Source organism: Planctobacterium sp. R6, assembly GCF_055755215.1.
The window spans coordinates 70,893-90,200 of sequence record NZ_JBVTQY010000019.1; the positions used below are offsets into that span (position 1 = coordinate 70,893).

A 19,308-nucleotide genomic window follows, 5' to 3' on the forward strand; every position below is an offset into this window, starting at 1 on the left:
AACTATGGAATTTACAGTAATTATTCCTGCCCGATATCAGTCAAGCCGATTTCCTGGCAAACCACTGGTGGATATCAATGGCAAACCTATGGTGCAATGGGTTTATGAAAAGGCGGAACAGTCCGGAGCCAGACGGGTGATTGTGGCAACGGATGATCAGCGTATAAAAGAGGTTGTCGAGGGCTTTGGTGGACAAGTCTGTATGACCCGGGCTGATCATGACAGCGGCACTGAAAGATTGGCTGAGGTGGTGCAATTGTTGGCACTGCCGGATGAAGAAATTATTGTCAATGTGCAGGGGGATGAACCCTTTATTCCCGCTGAAAATATAGTGCAGGTCGCTATAAATCTGGCGCAAAATCAGCAGGCAAAAATGGCTACCTTGTCAGTGAAAATCAATGATATTGATGAGGCATTTAATGGTAATGCGGTCAAGGTTGTCACAGATGCAAACGGGAATGCTCTGTATTTTAGTCGGGCGACTATTCCGTATGACAGAAGCCGATTTTTGGGGGTAAAACCATCTGACATTAAAGATATTGGCGATTTTTATCAGCGCCATATTGGGATTTATGCCTACAGCGCTGCATTCATCAAACAGTACATTGAACTCGATGTATCTCCTTTGGAGCACATTGAGTCTCTGGAGCAACTCAGAGTGCTCTGGCATGGGTATGCGATTCACGTAGAGCAGGCCCGGTGCACACCACCGCCTGGCATTGATACACCGGACGACCTGCAAAGAGCATTAAAAGAACATTAGGGAGTATTACATGGTAAATGTTGTTATTACCGGAGCTAATCGTGGCATTGGCTTAGAACTTACCCGAATTTACCTGGCACGCGGCTGTACAGTATGGGCTATATGTCGTCAGTCCAGTGAAGCGTTGGATGCTACCGAAGCGAATATCATTGATGGCGTTGAACTCTCAGATGTGCAGGGTTTGTCAGGTATGATTCATCCATTGCACGGTGTTGGTATTGATATACTCATTCACAATGCAGGCATTTTGCGTGACGAAAGTTTGAATCATATTGACGTCGCTACCATTGAACAGCAATTCAGAGTGAATGCTGTGGCGCCTTTGGTGCTGACAGATTTGTTACTGGATAATCTGAACGCCAACGCTAAAGTAGGTATCATCACCAGCCGTATGGGCTCGATGGGGGATAACGGCAGTGGTGGCCGATACGGTTATCGAATGTCTAAAGCGGCACTAAACGCTGCTGCAGTATCGCTGTCCCTTGATCTTAAACCGCGCAATGTTGCCGTTGCGGTTTTGCATCCGGGATATGTTCAGACGGGCATGGTGGATTTTCGCGGAGAAGTGCCTGCCAACGAGTCAGCACAACGACTGGTAACCCGTATGGATGAATTGAATATGGATAACAGTGGCACATTCTGGCACGCCAATGGTGAAGTTTTGCCCTGGTAGTGGGTGGCATGTCACAGAGAAGGGCGCTGTGCAACGCCCTTAGTTTTATGGAGCCAGGCTGGATTAACCGCGATTCCGCCCTAACTGATCATGGCTGGACACCCAGTCACCTGCGATGACTGCACAACCCAAAGAAATATCACCTGCAAGCACGGTGGCGGCCACTATTTCCGCGAACTTGTTAGCTTTGCCTTTACCCACACAGCCCAACATGTTTAAACACTCTCTTTGCGTGGGCAAACCGGTTCCACCACCAAAGGTTGCACAGATCAATGAAGGTAATGTCACCGCGAGATATATATCGCCATTGTCCAGCAATTCATGGGTGAATAAACCCGCATGAGACTCTACGACATTGGCCTCATCCTGACCCGTTGCGATAAACAAGGAGGCAATGCCATTCGCCGCATGTGGACCGTTGTATGCCGCGCCCGCCATTAACGCACCGGTATTTGCCAGTACAGTGGCTTTGGCCAACATTTTTGTATCTACACCCATGATGGCCTTAAGGACTTCTTTTTTCACTGTTAATTCAGCGATTACCCGTTTACCACGTGAATGCAGCATGTTCAGGTGGGAGTGTTTTTTGTCGGTGTCCATGTTTCCGGACAACAGGTAGTTGGCACCGCCTGGATAATTGTGCTTAATCCATTCGCAGGCCATCAGCGTGGCTTTGCCAACCATGTTCTGACCGGCCGCGTCGCCAGTGGTGTAGTTAAAACGCAGATACCGGGATTTGGCCACTGACCACTGGTGAATATGCTTCAGCTTACCGATACTTGTGGTCGTTTCTGCTGCGGTTTTGATGCTGTCAAAGTTTTCCTTTACCCATTCGCCAAAAGCCCTGGCTTCGCGGGCATTGTCAAACAGAAATGCCGGTGCCCGTTGCATGTACTGTTCAACTACGGTCGTGGTTACACCGCCACTTTCTGTGATCACCCGCATTCCGCGGGAATAACTGGCAACCAGGGTGCCTTCAGTTGTTGCCAACGGGATGTAAAAGTCACCCTGTGCATCTTCACCATTAATTCTCATTGGTCCTGCGACGCCAACCGGCATCTGACAAATACCAATGAAGTTTTCGATATTACCTGGCAGTACTCCGGTATCAATAGTGTACTGACCGGTTAAGGTCATGGGCTCGCCGGTTTTTGCTTCAATAAACTTGCGTCGCTCAGCTGCCATTTCCGGTGTGTAATCGTTCTCTTTACTACGCGGAATTCGAATATCATCTCTCATTTTTTTGTGTGTCCTGTTTTAATGATTTTATTAAGGGTGATTTTTTTGACATCAGGCTTAGTAAATCATGTAACTGGTCAGACCACAAGTGTTGATCTGTGATTTCCAATCAGGAACGGGAAATTTCACAGAAACGACATATTCGTTTTAGGCGGATAGCGATACCAGAAGTATTGCCTGCAAAGTATAGGCAGTGGAGCGGGGCAATCGTAAAACTAAAAAGGGCCGACTGGCCCTTTGTTTTACTTTAGTTTTTATCGGTAAGTTTCTGTTTCGTAATACAAAGGTTTCATCGGACCACAAAGCGTCAGTCGACTGAACAGTTGTGGAATAGTAGGCGTCGCAGAGGGCGTACTAAATTCAGTTACGCAACTTACCATATCGTCAAACAAGATCAGGTTATCGAACGTGGGCGGCTGCTGCAGTCTGTGTACTAATATAAATTCGTTGGTACCGACTTTGACCTTGTCGTAAACCTGTCGGATGCTGGACGGTTTAATTTCTTCAAAGGTTCTCAGATACAACTGTTCATCGAATGCAATAACGGCTTGCTCATGCACTTTCATACCACCGCGATCAAAGTGCCCCATGTAAATATCCATAACCACTTCTAACTTTTCGCCTCTGAGCAGACGTTGCAGGTTAAAAGGTTGGGTTTTTGCCGTAACCAAATCAGCATCCCTTACCAGAAAACGGACTGAAGGGGTTTTAGTGTTGATTTTGTAGAGCAATTGTTGATTATGAGGTTTCTCGTAACCTGGCATCGGGTACGCGAACAAGGTTGTGCCCATGCTAACCAGTACCATGTTATAGCTTCCCATATAAGCCGGGTCCAGCGGGGGAGGAGGCTGCTTGTCGTTGGCGAAACTGGCCTGACTTAAACATAAAAACAGGAATATCGCGGCAAACTTTGTCATTCAGAATGCACCCTTAATTTCGGAACACACCATCGTCTTTCGTAATAGTGTCGTAGAGGTTTGTCTTGGCCAACTGCTGTCAGCTGTGTCTGGCGTAAGTATCCTGGTTTTTATGTCAGAAAGACATACTGCTTTAGTATATAGCTGAACAATCAGGTATTAAGTGGCGAGAATTTAATCAATATGGGTGTATAATTGCATCTTTTGACAAGAGCGTGATCACCAAGGCTACAATGCGTCTGCTGTTGATGATCACGCAGTACCTGTTCAGACCGTTCTGGTGGCCATTGCGGGCGGAATGTTTGCCGCCTTTTTAGCCGGGCCCAGTACGGCCAATTGTCCCAGTAGCCACAGGCACAGCATTCCAATCGGGATGTAATACCAACTGATGCGGTTTAATTCAAAAAAGTTCACCAGCAGAATGTTAAGTCCGATACTCAACGCTGCACCGGTCAAAACGCCGATACTGGTGATCATAAAGTTTTCCAGCATAAAATAGCGTACGATTTGCCATTGTGTTGCGCCAAGTGCTCTGCGAGTGCCAATTTGTTTCTTGCGTTTGTTGACGTTAAAACTCGCTAAACCGACAATGCCCATTCCTGTGATCAACACCAGTGTTGCCATGACGATGGTGAGAATTTTGATCATTGCTGCGTGGAATCCATAGCTCTCATTTCTTACATCCTCAAAGGACTCCATTCCTCTGACAAGCCGTTCATTGGCCCGCTGAGCCAGATACTCTTCTACTGCGCGCATCGCCTGATCCCGCATGCCATCTTGTGCCCTGACAAAGTAAGTGGTTGAGTTATTAAATGCGAAATATTCCGGCGACAACATGGTGTTTTCCAGTTGTTCCCAACCAATCCAGGGGGCCTGCAATGCATCAATGACTCCGATGATTTGCATGGGTTCATCGTTGTTAATGTAAGTTGTTTTACCTATGACTTCATCGATAGCGGTGTCGGGAAACAGGTCATTTGCAAGAGCCTGGGTGATGATGATGTTTTGTGGCCAACCTTCCTCACTGCCATCGCGATAACGCAATTCCTGTTCAGTAAAGTTTTGCCCGGCCAGTAACTGAACATCCAGAGCTTCCAGGCCATGATGGTCAACCATATACACGGCTGTAGCGACATCATCCTTGCCTTCACCCGCTTCGGTTTGAAGACTCATCGACCAGCCACCACCGCTGATCGGTATGGCATTAATGGTGGTTACATTGCGTACTGATGGCAATGCTCTGATTTGGCGCAGATCTTCCTGAATGGTATTTGGGTTGTCAAAATCACTGGCAAAACCGTTACTGTTAACATAAAAACTGTCGGCTTCATCCACGCCGCTGACGCGGGCCATCAGTGCTTCGCGTTCATCGATGATAAATATGGCATTGACCACGATGGTCATGGTGACTGCGATTTGCAGTGCTATCAACAAGGCTCCCATTTTATTGCGCAATAAAGTGCGAAAAATTGGGCCTAATTCCAGAGATGCGTTCATTGTTATCTCCCTACTGACTTTTAAGTTGACTGGCCGGAGCGATTGAACAGGCGCGCCAGGTGGGATATAAACCCGCTAATATGGTGGAGACCAGGGCAATTACAACCGCTAAAATTGCCATATTCATGTCTAAGCTGGTGAGTTTGTGGGCAAATTCACCATAAAGGACTCTCAGTCCCTGCAATCCAAAAAAGGAAAAACCTAATCCCAATAAACCACCTGCGACACCAATGCAGGCGGTTTCAACTGTGTGCTGAACAAATAAATCACCTTTTGTCGCACCGACAGCGCGGCGTAGGCCTATTTCACTGGATTTGCCCATAAATTTAGAAAGCATAAGTCCAATGGTATTGAGTAAACAAACGGCTAAAAACATCAGCGACAACCACATCATTATTTGCGCGTCGTCGGCAACAACCTCATTGTATTCCAGCCACTGTTGAACATTGTTTAATCGATTGTTGAGTGGGCGAGGGAAGCGGCCCAGTTCTTTTTGACTGTTGACATAGTTGTCTAAAAACAGCGCATAATCGCTTCGCTCAGCAGGATTGTCTAACTCCACCCAAAACTGAAAATTGACACATTCTGAGTTTAAAAATCCTTCGAAGCCTTCTTCATCGGGAGACTTCCAACAATTAACATTCCCCCAACTGGGCAGTTTCATTGTGCGTTTTAACTGTAATGGGATAAATAGTTCCGAAGGACGCCCAAAGTCATCATTGTTGAGATCGTAAAACTTTGGAATGGGGTGCCACTCAGCAATGACACCGACAATGGTAAACACTTCACCGGATAAGGTAACGCTTTGACCCACAGAGTTTTTACCGCCAAACAGGGTTTCGTTTATCTCTTTGGTAAGGACCACCAGGTGCCGGGCATTTTCGTCAGCTTGTTTATCCCACGCTGAACCATATAAAAAGGGCACGTCGAACATACTAAAGAAATCGCTGTAGGTGAGGCGGTATCCTGCCTGAAATGGCTTAATGTCCGGATCGGCGGGCTCTACAACACCGCCTGATTTTGCCATTGCTGCCTGGCGAATGCCCTGTTGAGCTTGCTGCAAGTTGGTGGCATCGGTCCAGGTGAGTTGATATGGGGGATCATTAGGGTCTACGGCAGCCTCAAAAGGCCCCCAGTTGTCCAATTGCACGTGAAACAGCACGTCATTTTTGTGTTTTATCGGGTTGTTGGACATCAGGTAATTTACCGTGATGGTGGTCATGCAGGCACCGATACCTAATGCAATGGCCAACACCATCAAACTACTTAACACCGGATTGCGGCGCATACTGATAAACGCCAACCTTAGGTAATAACTCATCATGGCTTTTTCCTCATCCGTTAACGACATCTCTGGTGTGTTCAGTGTTGACTTCATGTAACTCACTGACCTGACCGTCCCGGACGTGTATATTGCGTTTTGCCTGCGCCGCTAAACCCGGATCGTGGGTTACCATGACGATGGTGGTACCTTGCTGATTAATTTCTTGCAATAGCGTCATCACACTGTTGGCCATTTTACTGTCAAGGTTACCCGTTGGTTCGTCTGCCAATAAAAATCGCGGTGAACCGGCCAGGGCTCTGGCGATGGCTACGCGTTGTTGTTGTCCGCCTGAAAGTTGTGCTGGCAAGTGTTTCATTCTGTTGCTAAGTCCCACGGTGTCCAGGCTTTGTTCTATTCGCTGCCTGCGCTCTTTACTGCTGAAACCTCGATATCTCAGTGGTACATCGACATTGTCAAACAAACTGAGATCGGGAATTAAGTTGAATCCCTGGAAAATGAATCCGATTTTTTCGTTTCTGACCCGGCTTCTGGCTGCATCACTAATGCCTGAAACGTCATTTCCGTCAAGAAAGTAACGACCTGCCGAGTAGGTTTCCAGTAATCCGGCAATATTCAAAAAGGTGGTTTTTCCCGAACCAGAAGGGCCTGTTACGGCGACAAAATCACCTTCGTTCACTTCCAGACTAAATTCTTTCAGCGCATGGGTTTCTACAACATCAGTGCGATATACCTTGGCAATGTTTTCCATCTTTAACATGAGAATTTCCCCCAATTATTGTGTGAGTAATACGGTTTCAGCACCATCGAATGCTTCGGTACTGGAGACGATGATTTCATCGCCAACTGACAAACCTGCCAGAATTTCAACCGACCCCAAACTGCGGGCACCGGTATGTATGGGTGTGCGTATGGCGCGGTTTTCCTGAATGAGATAGGCTATTTTCCCGCCGGCACTTTCCAGAAACTGACCTCGTTGCACCATCAGTACATCGGATTTGTTTTCCATCAGAATACGGGTCGTGAGACGTTGATTTTGACGTAATCCCAGTTCTGAAGAGTTGGCAAAACGCACCCGTCCGGTCACCTGATTGTTCTGGATTTCGGGGGAAATCGTGACCAGAACTGCCGAGTGCGTTTCACCGTTAAACTGTATTTCTGCATCCATTCCGATGGCCAAATCGTCGGCGTAGCTTTCCGGAATTTGCAGTTCCACCTCAAATTCACTGAGATCCACAACCGATAATATTGCCTGGTTTTGGGTTACCTGGTTTTTTTGCTCCACGGCAAGGTTGCCGACGATACCGCTAACCGGAGAGCGCACCGTTAACTCCTGAACTTTTCGTTGCAGATCGGCCACCAAAAGCCCCTGTCTGTCTACCTGAAGTTGGTTGGTTTTCAATTCAAACTCAAACGATTCAATTGCTAATTGCGCGTCTTCTACAGCGTGTTTGTGTTCCAGACGAGCGTTCTCCAGATCATCTTGTGCTTTTTCAAAGTCAATGGCGCTGATGCTGTTACTCTTTATGGCTTTGTCGGCGCGTCGTTTTTCTCTGTCAGCGGCAGTTAAGGCCACCAGGGCCTGATCAATGGATTTTTGATTGTTCAGTGCCTGCTGTTTGGCCTGAATCTTTTTTCGGTCCAGTTCTATCTGTAAACGCTGTAAAGTCGCTAATTCTTGTTGTAATTCATTGGTGAGTTCTGGGCTTTCAATGGTAGCCAGAATTTGCGCTTGCTGTACTGAGTCTCCGGCATCCACCCGGTAAGTGATAGTGCCCTGAGCGGGGCTGTACAACTTAGGACTGACAGCTGCTACGACCCGTCCCTGCACCGACAGATCTCTGACAAAATCACCACGGGTGACTTTGGCCAGTCGCAATCTTTCCAGGGAAACAGACAGATCTGAATTCGCCCAGTCGCTGTACGAAGGCGCGACAACACCGATAATAGCCACAACCACCACCGCGGCAATCCCACCCTTAAACCATTTATGTTTGTTTGATGCAGGTGCCAGAACGACATCCTGACCACTGGTATCTGTGATTTTCATGCATTTCCCCGAAATATTAACCAAAACTGAACAATCACTGATTAAGTCGCGGCGATGATTTAAAAGGTTTAACGCAATCCGGAAAAATTTTTAGACAGAATGTTGCAAATTGTTTTTATTCTGGAAAAACAGTTTGTTATGACAGGAATTCAGACGACAATATTTATGTTTTTAGCGCTTTATTTTTACTTGTTTTCACTGCTAATTCGCAGAATAATGCAGGTATGTAGTAGTGGTGGTGCAGGGAATGAATTTTAATCAGATTGAAACGGCTTATTTGCCTGAAATTCTCAGGTTAAACAATCGGGAAGTCCCGCATGTCAATGAGTTAGACTTAAAAACTCTGACGATTCTATGCAATGAAGCGGCGTTTGTAGAAGTTTGTACTGACGAATATGCCATTTCAGGGGTCATAATGGGCTTTATGAAAGGGGCGGATAATCACGGCTTTAATTTTAACTGGTTTTGTGACCGGTTCGATAATTTCCTGTACATAGACCGCATTTTCGTTAGCCCCATATACAAAGGTAAAGGGATCGGCAAAGGTCTCTATCAACAAGCTGAATCCTTTTGTCGCAAAAATGGTATTGAGGCCTTGTGTTGTGAGGTTAATGAAGAGCCGCCCAATCCAGCGTCTCATTTATTCCATCAACGCTGTGGTTTTGAACCTGTGCAATCGGTATTGCACCCTGAGGGGAAAACCGTACAGATGTATCGAAAGTTGATCGCCTGATGATCATCAGAGCCGATGATGTATCGGATGACAGAGTTGTCGCATTGTTGCAAGAGCACATCGCGGACATGTACGCCACCTCGCCACCAGAGAGTGTACATACTCTGGATTTAACCGCGCTGACAAACCCGGATATTAGTTTCTGGTGCATCTGGGATGGTGATTCTGCGGCGGGATGCGTTGCATTAAAAGAGCACGCACCGCATTGGGCGGAGATTAAATCGATGCGCACGGCCAATAAATATCGGGGCAAAGGCATCGGCCGCTTATTGTTGGATCACGTTATTCAGCAGGCTTATACCAGGCAGTATCAATGGCTTCGATTAGAAACCGGCGCTGAACCTTTTTTTCAACCTGCACGCACGCTTTATAGCAAGTACGGATTTGAAGTCCGTGGCCCTTTTGCTGACTACGGCGACGATCCCCACAGCGTATTTATGGAAAAATCCTTCTGAAATCTTGCAGACAGAACAATTAAGCCATTGATAAATTAATCTGTTTTTAGCTTAGAGAGGAGATAAAAGCTCCGATGTTTTGCTTTGTTCAACGACATAGTCAATAAATTTTCTGACCCTCAATGGAAGTCGTTCTCTGGTGCCATAACACAAATGCAGTTCCAGTGGAGCAGGGCTGTACTGTTCAAGCACACTAACTAAGCTTCCTTCACGCAGATACTCGCTGACGCTATATCGGTCGGTTTGAATAAGCCCCAATCCTTTTCTGCATGCTTCCACCATTGGTGCCGGATCATTAAATGTGAAATTGCCCGAAGTATCAATTTTTACAGGTTTGCTGGTATTAAACTGCCATATCCAGCGTAGTTGATTTCCGGGGAACACGTATTGCAGGCAGTTGTGGTTTAACAAATCTTCTATTGTTTCTGGTACGCCATATTTCTCCTGATATACAGGCGAACAGTATACGCCCAATGGGTTGGTACCTATTTTTCGGGCAATGATGGTTTGATGTTGCACTGAACCGATTCGAAAAGCGATATCAATGCTATCTCTTTGAATATCTTTAACCGCATCACTGGAATCAAATGAGAAGGACACTTCAGGGTGTTGTTGAGCAAAATCAGTTGCCAGTTCTAAAACAATGTTTTCGCATAGCTTTTTTGTACAGCTTATGGAAATCTCGCCACTGACAATGTTTCGACTTTCTGCAAATATATGATTGATTTCTTCCAATTCTTTGATCGGGGCATTTGCTCTTTGATAAAGCAGTTTTCCTTCATCAGTCAGTGTTAAATCACGGGTGGTTCTAAAAAAAAGTTTGACGCCTAAAGTGTTTTCAAGACGGGTAATGTTTTGACCCACCGCTGCTGCCGATACGCCTAAATATTGGGCCGCTGCCGCCAATGTCCCATGCTCTACAGTTTTGACAAAAGAGATAATTGTTTTTGAAGTGTACATATTAATTATAAATATTTTCTTTATTTTGACGTAAGAAAATATTGCATATTGTTTGTTAATGCAATGAATTAGCATGCCTTTCTGCTTAACAAGAAAGGTCAAATTGATGAGATTTAAAGACAAAGTAGTTTTGATTACAGGTGGAAACTCCGGAATCGGTCTGTCGGCCGCGAAGCAATTCGCACGAGACGGGGCAAAAGTGGTTATTTCAGGACGAAGAAAAAATGTACTCGATGACATAACCGGTAGCCACGCAAACATTTATGGTGTAGTTGCTGATGCTGCTGACCCTGACTCGGCACAGGTGATTATTGATTATGCGGTGACGAACTTTGGTCGAATTGATGTATTGGTTAACAATGTTGGTGCCGGATGCATTGGTGGCATAGAGCAATTACCCTTTGCTGCGATAACAGACGTATTCAACATTAATGTTTTGTACGCAATTAAGATGATTCAAAAGTCATTACCTTATTTGGAACAGGTAGAAGGGAATATTGTCAACCTGAGTAGTACCTATGGTCACAAAGCCGCGCCATTTTTAAGTGCGTACGGCCTCAGTAAGGCTGCGATTGAACACCTGACCAAAAGCCTGGCCATAGAACTGGCATTTAAACATGTCAGAGTTAACGCGGTTGCGCCTGGGCCTACTGAAAGTGAATTTTTGCAGGCTCGAATGAACCTTAGCCCTGAAGAGATTGTTGCAGTTAAGAAGACCGAGATTGCGAAAATTCCCCTGGGAAGACGAGGGGTTCCCGATGATGTGGCTCACTGGGTAGTTGAGCTGGCCGCTTCCACCGGCAGTTGGATAACCGGGCAAATCATTGACGTGGATGGTGGACTTTCCATTTCTTAAAGTTGCTTATCGGAACGGTAAGGGGGTAATAGCGTGTACCGCTTACCCCCAAGATATTGATTTACATCAAATACCTTTTGCCCGACGTTGTGTATAAACAGCAGTATCCTGAGCATATTCATGTGTGATGGTTGACCGCTTTTTTTTGCATTTCGGAATGAGGTAATTATGTATAAAATAATAGTATGTGCCGTTGAAATCGGCAATGAAGGCAGAGAGTTACTCACTAAAGCCAGTACATTGGCGGATAAGTTTGGTAGTCGATTGATTGTTGTCAATGTGCTGCCTTATACGTTTTTGCCAAAGGATTATCAGAAGGAACTGACCGAAAAAGCGAGCCCTGAATTTGAGAAATTGGTGGCTGAATTCAAAGTGGCGAAAAAGAACAGGGTGCTTAAAGTTGGTAAACCTCACGAAATTATTTGCCAGGTAGCAAAGCGTAAAAAGGCTGATTTAATCTTGCTGGGAACGCACTCAAAAAAAGGCCTGCAATCACTGATTGGCTCTACTGCCTCGGCGGTGTCTAACAATGCGGTTTGTGATGTGTCTTTGGTGAGAATGAAATAGTGTTTATACACCTGAGCCTGACCCTTCAGGTCAGGCTCTTTGTGGTTATTTTTTCCTAAGCGGCTTTGATGATTTTAGCCACTAATCCTTTACTGTCATTAATCATATTATGGGTTTTGCGGCGCAATTTGAGCAGCAGCAAGTAGGCCAGTGGTACCAGCAACAAACTGGTCATGGTGGAAAAGACTAATCCGCCAATAATCGCGATTGCCATGGGGGAATAAGGCGGGCCGTCGCCACCAACATTGGTATCACCCAGTGCCAAAGGCAGTAAACCCAGCACGGTGGTCGCCACTGTCATCAAGACCGGTCTGACCCGGGTCAGACATCCTTCCATGATGGCATCATGGACACGATGGCCTTCGTTGACTAATTGATTGATGCGGTCCACTAAAACAATGCCGTTATTGACTACGATCCCCATGAGGATCAGCATGCCTATCATGCCCATCACCGACATTGGGGTACCGGTAAGAGCAAAGGTCCAAAATACGCCGGTAAATGAAAACAGCACCGAAGTAATCACCGCGGTTGGCAATACCAGAGACTCAAACAATGCAGCCATTACAATATAAATCATGGCGATAGCTAACAGCATGTTGGTCAGCATGATCGATTCTGACTCTCGCTGTTGTCTGAAACTACCATCCAATGACCAGCTATACCCGGTGGGCAGCTCCAGACTACCCATGATTTTTTCAATTTTTTCACGGGCTTCGTCCAGCGTCATGTCTTCTTCCATGTTGGCCCCAATCGCAATTGCCGTTTGTCGATAATAACGATTGATTTGCGACAGTCTGCTGGTTATTTGCAAATCTGCAACCATGTCCAATGTGACTGTTTTGTTGCCATCACGCGCTACAGGCAGTGATTTTAATTCTGCGATAGAATGTTGCAATGCTTCGTCAAACATCAGTCGAATATCTACTTCACCGTTGTTCCCATGGCGGAAAGTGCGCAGGTTATTGCCGCGTAATGCGGTTGCCACAATACTGCCAATATCCTGAGAATTTAAGCCAAATCGATAGGCTTTTTGCCGGTCAACGTGGATTTGTAATTCCCGTTGGTTGTCATCTATCTCTGTCTTAACATCCGCTAAACCGTCAATATTGCTCAGTACTGGCACTACCTGGTCGGCAATACGCAGCAAGCTTTCCGAAGACGGGCCTAACAAGGTCAAACGAACTCCGCCGCCACCGCCATCGTCCCAGCGAAAACTGGGTTCAGCTCGCGCAAATTTAGGCAACGCATCACGGATCATTTCCTGAATTTCTTTCTTTTTAACAGGCAGTTCATCGTTCAGGGTAATACCGGAAACAGCAAACCCGGGTGTGTAGTAACTGTAGATGGATTTGATATGGAATTTTTCCTGATGTTCATACAAAAATGTCTCCAGTTTGGTGACTGTTTTTTCTACTTCATCCAGGGTGTAGTTACCATTGATATTGTAGTTAAGCCAAATGCGATTTCTGCTATCCATACCTTGCTCGTTATCAGGTACCAGCTGCGCAATGAACACCGTGCTGACAATCATCAATAAACCGATAATAGCACTCCACCCCTGGTGAGAAAGTGTCCAGGCCAGCATGCGTTCATAGCGTTGTTTCATGATGCTGGGCTTTGCATCTTTTTTACGCGGTTTGTGTTTGATCTTTGAAGCCAACAATGGGATCAGTGTCTGTGCGATCAACAGTGAAGCAAACAGCGATATGCAGATGGAGATTGCCACATGCTCCAGGAAGATTGTCAGGCTGACTTTTTTACCAATGATATTCGGTAAGAACACAATAGCAGTGGTTGCAGTACCTGCGATCACCGCCAGGCTGACTTTGGACACACCAATTTTGGTGGCGGTAACCGCATCTTTTACATTGGCTTTTTCCTGTTCAATACTTTCAGTGACCACCACGGCATTGTCGACCAACATGCCCACAGCCAGCATTAGCCCCATCAAAGACAAAATATTGATGGTGTAACCAAAAAAGAACATAAATCCCAGCGTGATACACAATGAAAACGGTACTGAGAGCACCACAATCAGGGTGGTGGTGAAGCGACGTAAAAATGCGTACAGCACCAGTATTGATAAAAAGGCACCCATTAATCCGGCATCCACCAAATCTGACAATGAGGATGTTACAGATTCAGCTTCATCATCAAAAATAAGCAGGTTGATACCATTAAATGCCGGATTTTCATTTGCTTCATCAATCACATCCCAAACCCGCTCTGATACTTCAACCAGATTAGAGCCAGACTCGCGAAAGATGTTAAAACCGACCGCGTAGGTTTGATCCAGGTGTCGGCCTTCAGAGCGACGTGGAGTCTCATACTGAATCTCAGCGATGTCTTTTAACTGAATACCTTTGGCCACATACAGCGCTTCAATTTCCTGCATGCTGCGATATTCGCCTTGCGGTGTTACAGATATTTTTTCCTGATTTTCAAAGATGTGACCGGCACTCATGGAAAAATTGGCGGCCTGTAATGTCCTTACCAGGTCTCCCACATTTACATGCAGGGCTGCCATGCGTTCCTGATCGATGCGAATGGCGATTTCTTTTTTCAAAACGCCATAAAGCTCAACTCTGGAAACGCCTTCGACGCGTTCAATCGGTTGCTTCAGGTTGCGTTCCAGCAAATCATAAGCATTGGACAGGTCGCGTTCGCTGGACACCCGAAGTTGGAAAATGGGCAGGTCATTGGTATTGAACTGATACACCAGTATGCGTTCAACATCGTCAGGTAATAAGTGCCGTATTGCATCGATCTTTTCACGTGCTTCGATACTTTTAGCATTGATGTTTTCATCCCAGTTGAATTCAATTCCTATTTCAGCGCCATTTTCTCTGGAGGATGAACGCAGACGTTGAATGCCTGACATGGTTGCCAGTGCTTCTTCTACTGGCCGGGTGATCATTTTCTCTACCTCGGCTGGCGAAGCGTCCCGGTAAGGGACATTAATATAGATTTCCGGAATATCAATACCGGGGAACTTCTCCAGTGGTAATAAGCGACTGGAGATAAGCCCCAGTAGTAACATCGAGGCAAAAAACATGCAGACGGTAACAGGGCGACGTAGCGCGAAGTTGGCCAGCCCCGCACCCATTAACTGAAACTTGTTTTCAGGTTGCTGGTTCATCTTCAGGCTCCTGCATTGCCGTTAGCTGATCCCAGTTCGGCTGGATCAGTTTGCGGATCTTTTTGCGCAAATTTCTTGCGATCAAACAAGCTGTACAAAATAGGAATGAAGAACAAGGTCAATAAGGTCGCGAACATCAGTCCGAAAATAACGGTGATAGCCATAGGTTTGCGAATTTCAGCGCCTTCACCGAATCCCAACATCATAGGTAATAAACCCAACGTGGTGGTCAGCGTTGTCATCAGGATAGGACGAAATCGGGTCAGCGCAGATTCTTTAATAGCGTCTATTTTCGCGACACCTTGCTCTCGTAACTGATTGATTCTGTCTACCAAAACAATGGCGTTGTTGACCACAATACCTGCCAGCATAATGAGGCCGATAAATACCACAACGGATACTGATGTTCCGGTCAGATATAGCCCGTAAATCGAACCGGCACAGGCCAGTGGCACAGTGAACAAAATTAAAAACGGATGTAGCAGTGATTCAAACTGAGAGGCCATTACCAGGTAAACCATGAATATTGCCAGTGCCAATGCAAATTTCAGCGACTGGAACGACACTTCCATTTCTTCATTTTGGCCGGAAATGTTTGCCTGCATACTCAAAGGCAATTGCATTTCGGCTAACAGTTTTTCGGCATCGGCCACTGCATCACCTAAATCACCATAGGCCAGATTGGCTGAGATGATAGCAACGCGCTCCTGACCAACACGGGTGATCTCGCTGGGACCGATAGAGGTTTCTATATCGGCGACTGCATCCAGCGTGATGGGGCGGGCTGCGCCCGGATTAACAATAATCTGCGAAACATCTGCTGCTGAATCGCGCTGGGTTTCCTGAGTTCGCACCAGAATATCCACTTTGCGATCATTGATGGAATATTTACTGGCCACTTCACCGCCTATTTTGGCTGCGACTAACTGGGCAACATCAGGTGAAGACAAGCCTAATTGTGCCAGTTTGGCGTGGTCAAAATGCACTTTGAGCTCTGGATTGCCCGATTGCAACGAGGATTTCACATCCGCAAATCGATCATTACTTTCCAGCGTAGACACGATTTGCTCGCCGTAGCGACGCAACATACCCAGGTCATAACCCATTAGTTCAATTTCCAGAGGCGTGCTGAAACTAAATAATTCCGGTTTGCCAAACTTACTTTGTACCCCGGCCTGTGACTTTAAGTACTCACGCATCGCTGCCTGCGTTGCTAATTCATCCGCTGGTAGCGAACCGGGTTTAAGTACCACATTTAGTTTGCCCCAGTAATCCCCGCCCTGACTGGGTGAGGCATTCATCAAACTACCGGTACCCGCGATGGAATAGGTGCGCTGCACGTAGGGCAGGCTTTCAGTAAAACGCGATAACTCGTTTAACACCTGATCTGTGGTTTCTAATCTTGCTCCGGTAGGAAGTGTGACCTCGACATCGAACTCTCCCTGTGCCATCGGTGGAATTAACTCGATGCCCAATTTACTGACCAGTGCTAACGAACTGAGGGATATCAGCAAAATAGCGCTAATGATCAGGGCTCTTTGGGCTAAAGCAAAATTTAACAGTCCCTGATAGCCGACATAAATGGCGTTATAGGCTTTATCAAATACCCATAAAATTGGCCGGAACAGGTAACCCAATACTTTGCGTAATACCCGTGCAATCAGAACTACCAGGCTACTGATCAACAGTGGAATGAAATAAAAGATACCCTTAAGCAGGTACCTGACTGGCAACGTCAGGTAATAGAAAAACTTGCCCAGACGGGTAGTGGGAACACCCTTTGTACGTACTGGTCCTAAATCCAACGTATCTGCTTCGGATTCTTTGTTTGCACGACTGGCCATCATAGGGATGATAGTCAACGCCACCAGCAAAGAGGCACCCAGTGCAAAGGTGACGGTCATGGCCTGGTCACCGAATAACTGGCCCGCAATGCCTTCCACAAACACCAGTGGAAAAAACACCGCCATAGTGGTCAGGGTTGAGGCCACAATGGCCATTGATACTTCTTTAGTGCCCTGGGCTGCTGCGGTTTTATTATCCAGCTTTTCCCGTTTTTTACGGTCGATGTTTTCCAGCACCACAATGGAGTTGTCTACCAGTAAGCCGATAGCCAGCGCAATGCCACCCAGGCTCATAATATTCAGGCTAATGCCGTTGCCATACATTAGATTGAAGGTGGCAATGATAGAAACCGGGATTGAAATGGAAATAATAAAGGTTGGCCAGATGTTTTTCAGGAACAGGTACAAAATCAGTATGGCTAATAATCCACCGACAATACCGGCTGATTTAACTTCATCAATGGCATTTGAAATAAACGTAGATTGATCGTAAACCAGCTGCATCTTGTATTGTTCAGGGATCTCTTCCTGAATTCGTTGCAGACGGTTTTTGACGTTTTGTGCGACTTCTACGGTATTGGCATCTCCCTCTTTGTAGATGGCAATTTCGACACCTTCAAAACTGTCAAATCGGGTAATCGAGGTGCGCTCTTTGTGACTGTCTTTTATTTCAGCGATATCCCCAAGTCGAATGTGCCGACCATTGCGGGTAGCAATAAACAAATCCCGCATCTCATCCAGCGTCTCAAACTGGTTCAATGTGCGGACCAGGTACTCCTGCGAGCCGTCTTCTACCCGTCCACCTGAGGTGTTAACATTTTCCTGTTGCAGCCTTGTCACGATTTCTCTGATGGTTATATTCAGCTGGCTGGTTTTTTGTTGGTTGATAAGTACCTGGATCTCGTTTTCCAGACCACCACCGACTTTGACCGAAGCGACGCCTTCTACTGATTCCAGTTTGCGTTTAATTTGCTCTTCGGCGTAAATGCGCAAACGCTTCATTCCAGCTGTATCTAAACTGGTAAGTTGCGTTTGTTGAATAGCAGGTTTTTCTGACGAATCGCTATTGTCGTTTTTAGGGGCGGGTAACGCACCACCCAAACCATAGCGCATGATGGGGTCCAGCGAGGGGTTAAAACGCAGCAGTAACGGTTTAGAGACATCCAGCGGTAATTGCAGAATATCTAATTTTTCTCTGACATCCAATGAGGCTAAATCCATGTCGGTGCCCCATTCGAATTCCAGTAAAACATCCGACTGGCCTGCTTTAGAGGTGGATTTAACGGTTCTGACACCTTTAACCACACCGATGGCTTCTTCGATGGGTTTGGAAACCAGTTGCTCTAGTTCACCCGGGGCGGCGCCTTCATAATCCGTTCTGATGGTCAGTGTTGGGTAGGACAACTCAGGTAAAAGGTTAATAGATAATCTGGACAACGACACCATGCCAAACAACAATACGGCAAAAGTAAACATCCACACAGTAACCGGGCGCTTAACCGCCACATCAATGATACTCATCTTATTCTCCGAAATGTGTGGCTGACTTAACCGTTAACGATTTCTACATTTGCCTGATCTTTCAGGTTGTGGTGGCCGGTAATAACAACCTGCTCAGAGCCATCCAAACCTTCTGTGATTTCTACAAATTGACCTTCCTGATAGCCGATTTTCACTGCGATTTTCGTGGCAATGCCATCTTTGACCACGAATACATTTATCTGGTCATCAATGTGTAACAGGGCTTTACGAGGTAATAAGGTGGCATTTTGATGAGTGTCATAGTTAAGCTTCACCTTGGAGAACATGCCGGCTTTGAGGTGATTATCTTCGTTGGGCACTCTTAATGTTACCTTGAAGGTGCCGGTTTCTGCATCTATAACCGGTGAGATACGCTCCACATAGGCGTCAATGTTCTGGTCGCTCAGGGCAGTAATAGACAAGGTGGCTTTTTGTTCTTTGTGAACGCGAGCCAACTCTTTTTCCGGCAAGTGCACGATACCGTAAAGTTGGCGTTGCTGCACAATCTGAAACATTCTTTCACGTTGGAAAGACTCTGTCAGGTTACCTACTTTGGCGTTTCTTTCTGCAATATACCCCGAAATAGGGGCGCGAATGGTGGTTTCTGCTAAATCCAGCTCAGCCAATTCTAACGTGGCTTTGGCAGATTCAAACTGTGCAGTCAATTTGTCGTAAGTGTCATCGCTGACCAGTTTTTTGTTGTAGACCTTATCAATTTTATCCAACTCTTTTTCGGCGTTTTTCAAGGTAGTTGTCGCCTAAGCCGTTAAGCTGCTTCTTTTTTGCTCTCCGGATTAAGTTCCACAACA

Annotated in this window: 15 protein-coding genes and 1 pseudogene; 6 read left to right on the plus strand and 10 right to left on the minus strand. The window is 46.1% G+C overall.

Annotated elements, in window-relative coordinates; all coding sequences use genetic code 11:
* The first annotated feature begins 4 nt into the window (after positions 1-4).
* Positions 5-763, plus strand: coding sequence for a 3-deoxy-manno-octulosonate cytidylyltransferase (gene kdsB / locus AC0J20_RS13290; RefSeq protein ID WP_473022021.1), 759 nt, complete (start codon positions 5-7; stop codon positions 761-763).
* A 10-nt stretch (positions 764-773) separates the two neighbouring features.
* Positions 774-1,436 carry an SDR family oxidoreductase gene (locus AC0J20_RS13295; protein ID WP_473022022.1) on the plus strand — a complete coding sequence of 221 codons (663 nt, stop codon included), beginning with the start codon at positions 774-776 and terminating at the stop codon, positions 1,434-1,436.
* A 63-nt stretch (positions 1,437-1,499) separates the two neighbouring features.
* Here the strand turns inward: AC0J20_RS13295 and AC0J20_RS13300 are convergent, their stop codons facing one another.
* From AC0J20_RS13300 to AC0J20_RS13325, 6 genes are all read right to left on the minus strand, one after another.
* Positions 1,500-2,675 carry a hydroxymethylglutaryl-CoA reductase gene (locus AC0J20_RS13300; protein WP_229527090.1) on the minus strand — a complete coding sequence of 392 codons (1,176 nt, stop codon included), beginning with the start codon at positions 2,673-2,675 and terminating at the stop codon, positions 1,500-1,502.
* Positions 2,676-2,929: 254 nt separating this feature from the next.
* Positions 2,930-3,592, minus strand: a complete 663-nt coding sequence (locus AC0J20_RS13305; protein ID WP_473022023.1) for a hypothetical protein — start codon at positions 3,590-3,592, stop codon at positions 2,930-2,932.
* A gap of 267 nt (positions 3,593-3,859) precedes the next feature.
* Positions 3,860-5,089, minus strand: coding sequence for an ABC transporter permease (locus AC0J20_RS13310; protein ID WP_473022024.1), 1,230 nt, complete (start codon positions 5,087-5,089; stop codon positions 3,860-3,862).
* Between the two features lie 10 nt (positions 5,090-5,099).
* Complete coding sequence (locus tag AC0J20_RS13315; RefSeq protein ID WP_473022035.1) at positions 5,100-6,413, minus strand: ABC transporter permease; 1,314 nt, start codon at positions 6,411-6,413, stop codon at positions 5,100-5,102.
* Between the two features lie 10 nt (positions 6,414-6,423).
* On the minus strand, positions 6,424-7,131 hold the full coding sequence (locus tag AC0J20_RS13320) for an ABC transporter ATP-binding protein (RefSeq protein WP_473022026.1): 708 nt from the start codon (positions 7,129-7,131) through the stop codon (positions 6,424-6,426).
* Between the two features lie 15 nt (positions 7,132-7,146).
* Positions 7,147-8,421: an efflux RND transporter periplasmic adaptor subunit gene (locus tag AC0J20_RS13325; protein WP_473022027.1), complete on the minus strand. Its 1,275-nt coding sequence runs from the start codon at positions 8,419-8,421 to the stop codon at positions 7,147-7,149.
* A gap of 247 nt (positions 8,422-8,668) precedes the next feature.
* Between AC0J20_RS13325 and AC0J20_RS13330 the strand changes: the two genes are divergently transcribed.
* Both AC0J20_RS13330 and AC0J20_RS13335 read left to right on the plus strand, forming a co-directional pair.
* Positions 8,669-9,154, plus strand: a complete 486-nt coding sequence (locus tag AC0J20_RS13330; protein WP_229527098.1) for a GNAT family N-acetyltransferase — start codon at positions 8,669-8,671, stop codon at positions 9,152-9,154.
* Positions 9,154-9,609, plus strand: coding sequence for a GNAT family N-acetyltransferase (locus AC0J20_RS13335; RefSeq protein WP_229527099.1), 456 nt, complete (start codon positions 9,154-9,156; stop codon positions 9,607-9,609). The genes AC0J20_RS13330 and AC0J20_RS13335 overlap by 1 nt, the downstream gene beginning before the upstream one ends.
* Before the next feature lie 51 nt (positions 9,610-9,660).
* Here the strand turns inward: AC0J20_RS13335 and AC0J20_RS13340 are convergent, their stop codons facing one another.
* Positions 9,661-10,692: a LysR family transcriptional regulator gene (locus AC0J20_RS13340; RefSeq protein WP_473022029.1), complete on the minus strand. Its 1,032-nt coding sequence runs from the start codon at positions 10,690-10,692 to the stop codon at positions 9,661-9,663.
* Here AC0J20_RS13340 and AC0J20_RS13345 point away from each other — a divergent pair.
* Positions 10,676-11,425: an SDR family NAD(P)-dependent oxidoreductase gene (locus AC0J20_RS13345; RefSeq protein ID WP_473022030.1), complete on the plus strand. Its 750-nt coding sequence runs from the start codon at positions 10,676-10,678 to the stop codon at positions 11,423-11,425. The two genes, AC0J20_RS13340 and AC0J20_RS13345, sit on opposite strands and share 17 nt — an antisense overlap.
* A 168-nt stretch (positions 11,426-11,593) precedes the next feature.
* Positions 11,594-11,992 (plus strand): universal stress protein, encoded by a 399-nt coding sequence (locus AC0J20_RS13350; protein WP_473022031.1) that lies wholly within the window; start codon positions 11,594-11,596, stop codon positions 11,990-11,992.
* Positions 11,993-12,047: 55 nt separating this feature from the next.
* Here AC0J20_RS13350 and AC0J20_RS13355 read toward each other — a convergent pair whose 3' ends face one another.
* From AC0J20_RS13355 to AC0J20_RS13365, 3 genes and pseudogenes are all read right to left on the minus strand, one after another.
* Entirely contained in the window at positions 12,048-15,134 is a 3,087-nt protein-coding gene (locus AC0J20_RS13355; RefSeq protein ID WP_473022032.1) for an efflux RND transporter permease subunit, read from the minus strand.
* Between the two features lie 2 nt (positions 15,135-15,136).
* Entirely contained in the window at positions 15,137-18,499 is a 3,363-nt protein-coding gene (locus AC0J20_RS13360; protein WP_473022033.1) for an efflux RND transporter permease subunit, read from the minus strand.
* Between the two features lie 26 nt (positions 18,500-18,525).
* Positions 18,526-19,245 (minus strand): annotated as a pseudogene (locus AC0J20_RS13365) (efflux RND transporter periplasmic adaptor subunit); the annotation flags it as partial.
* Positions 19,246-19,308: the final 63 nt, after the last annotated feature.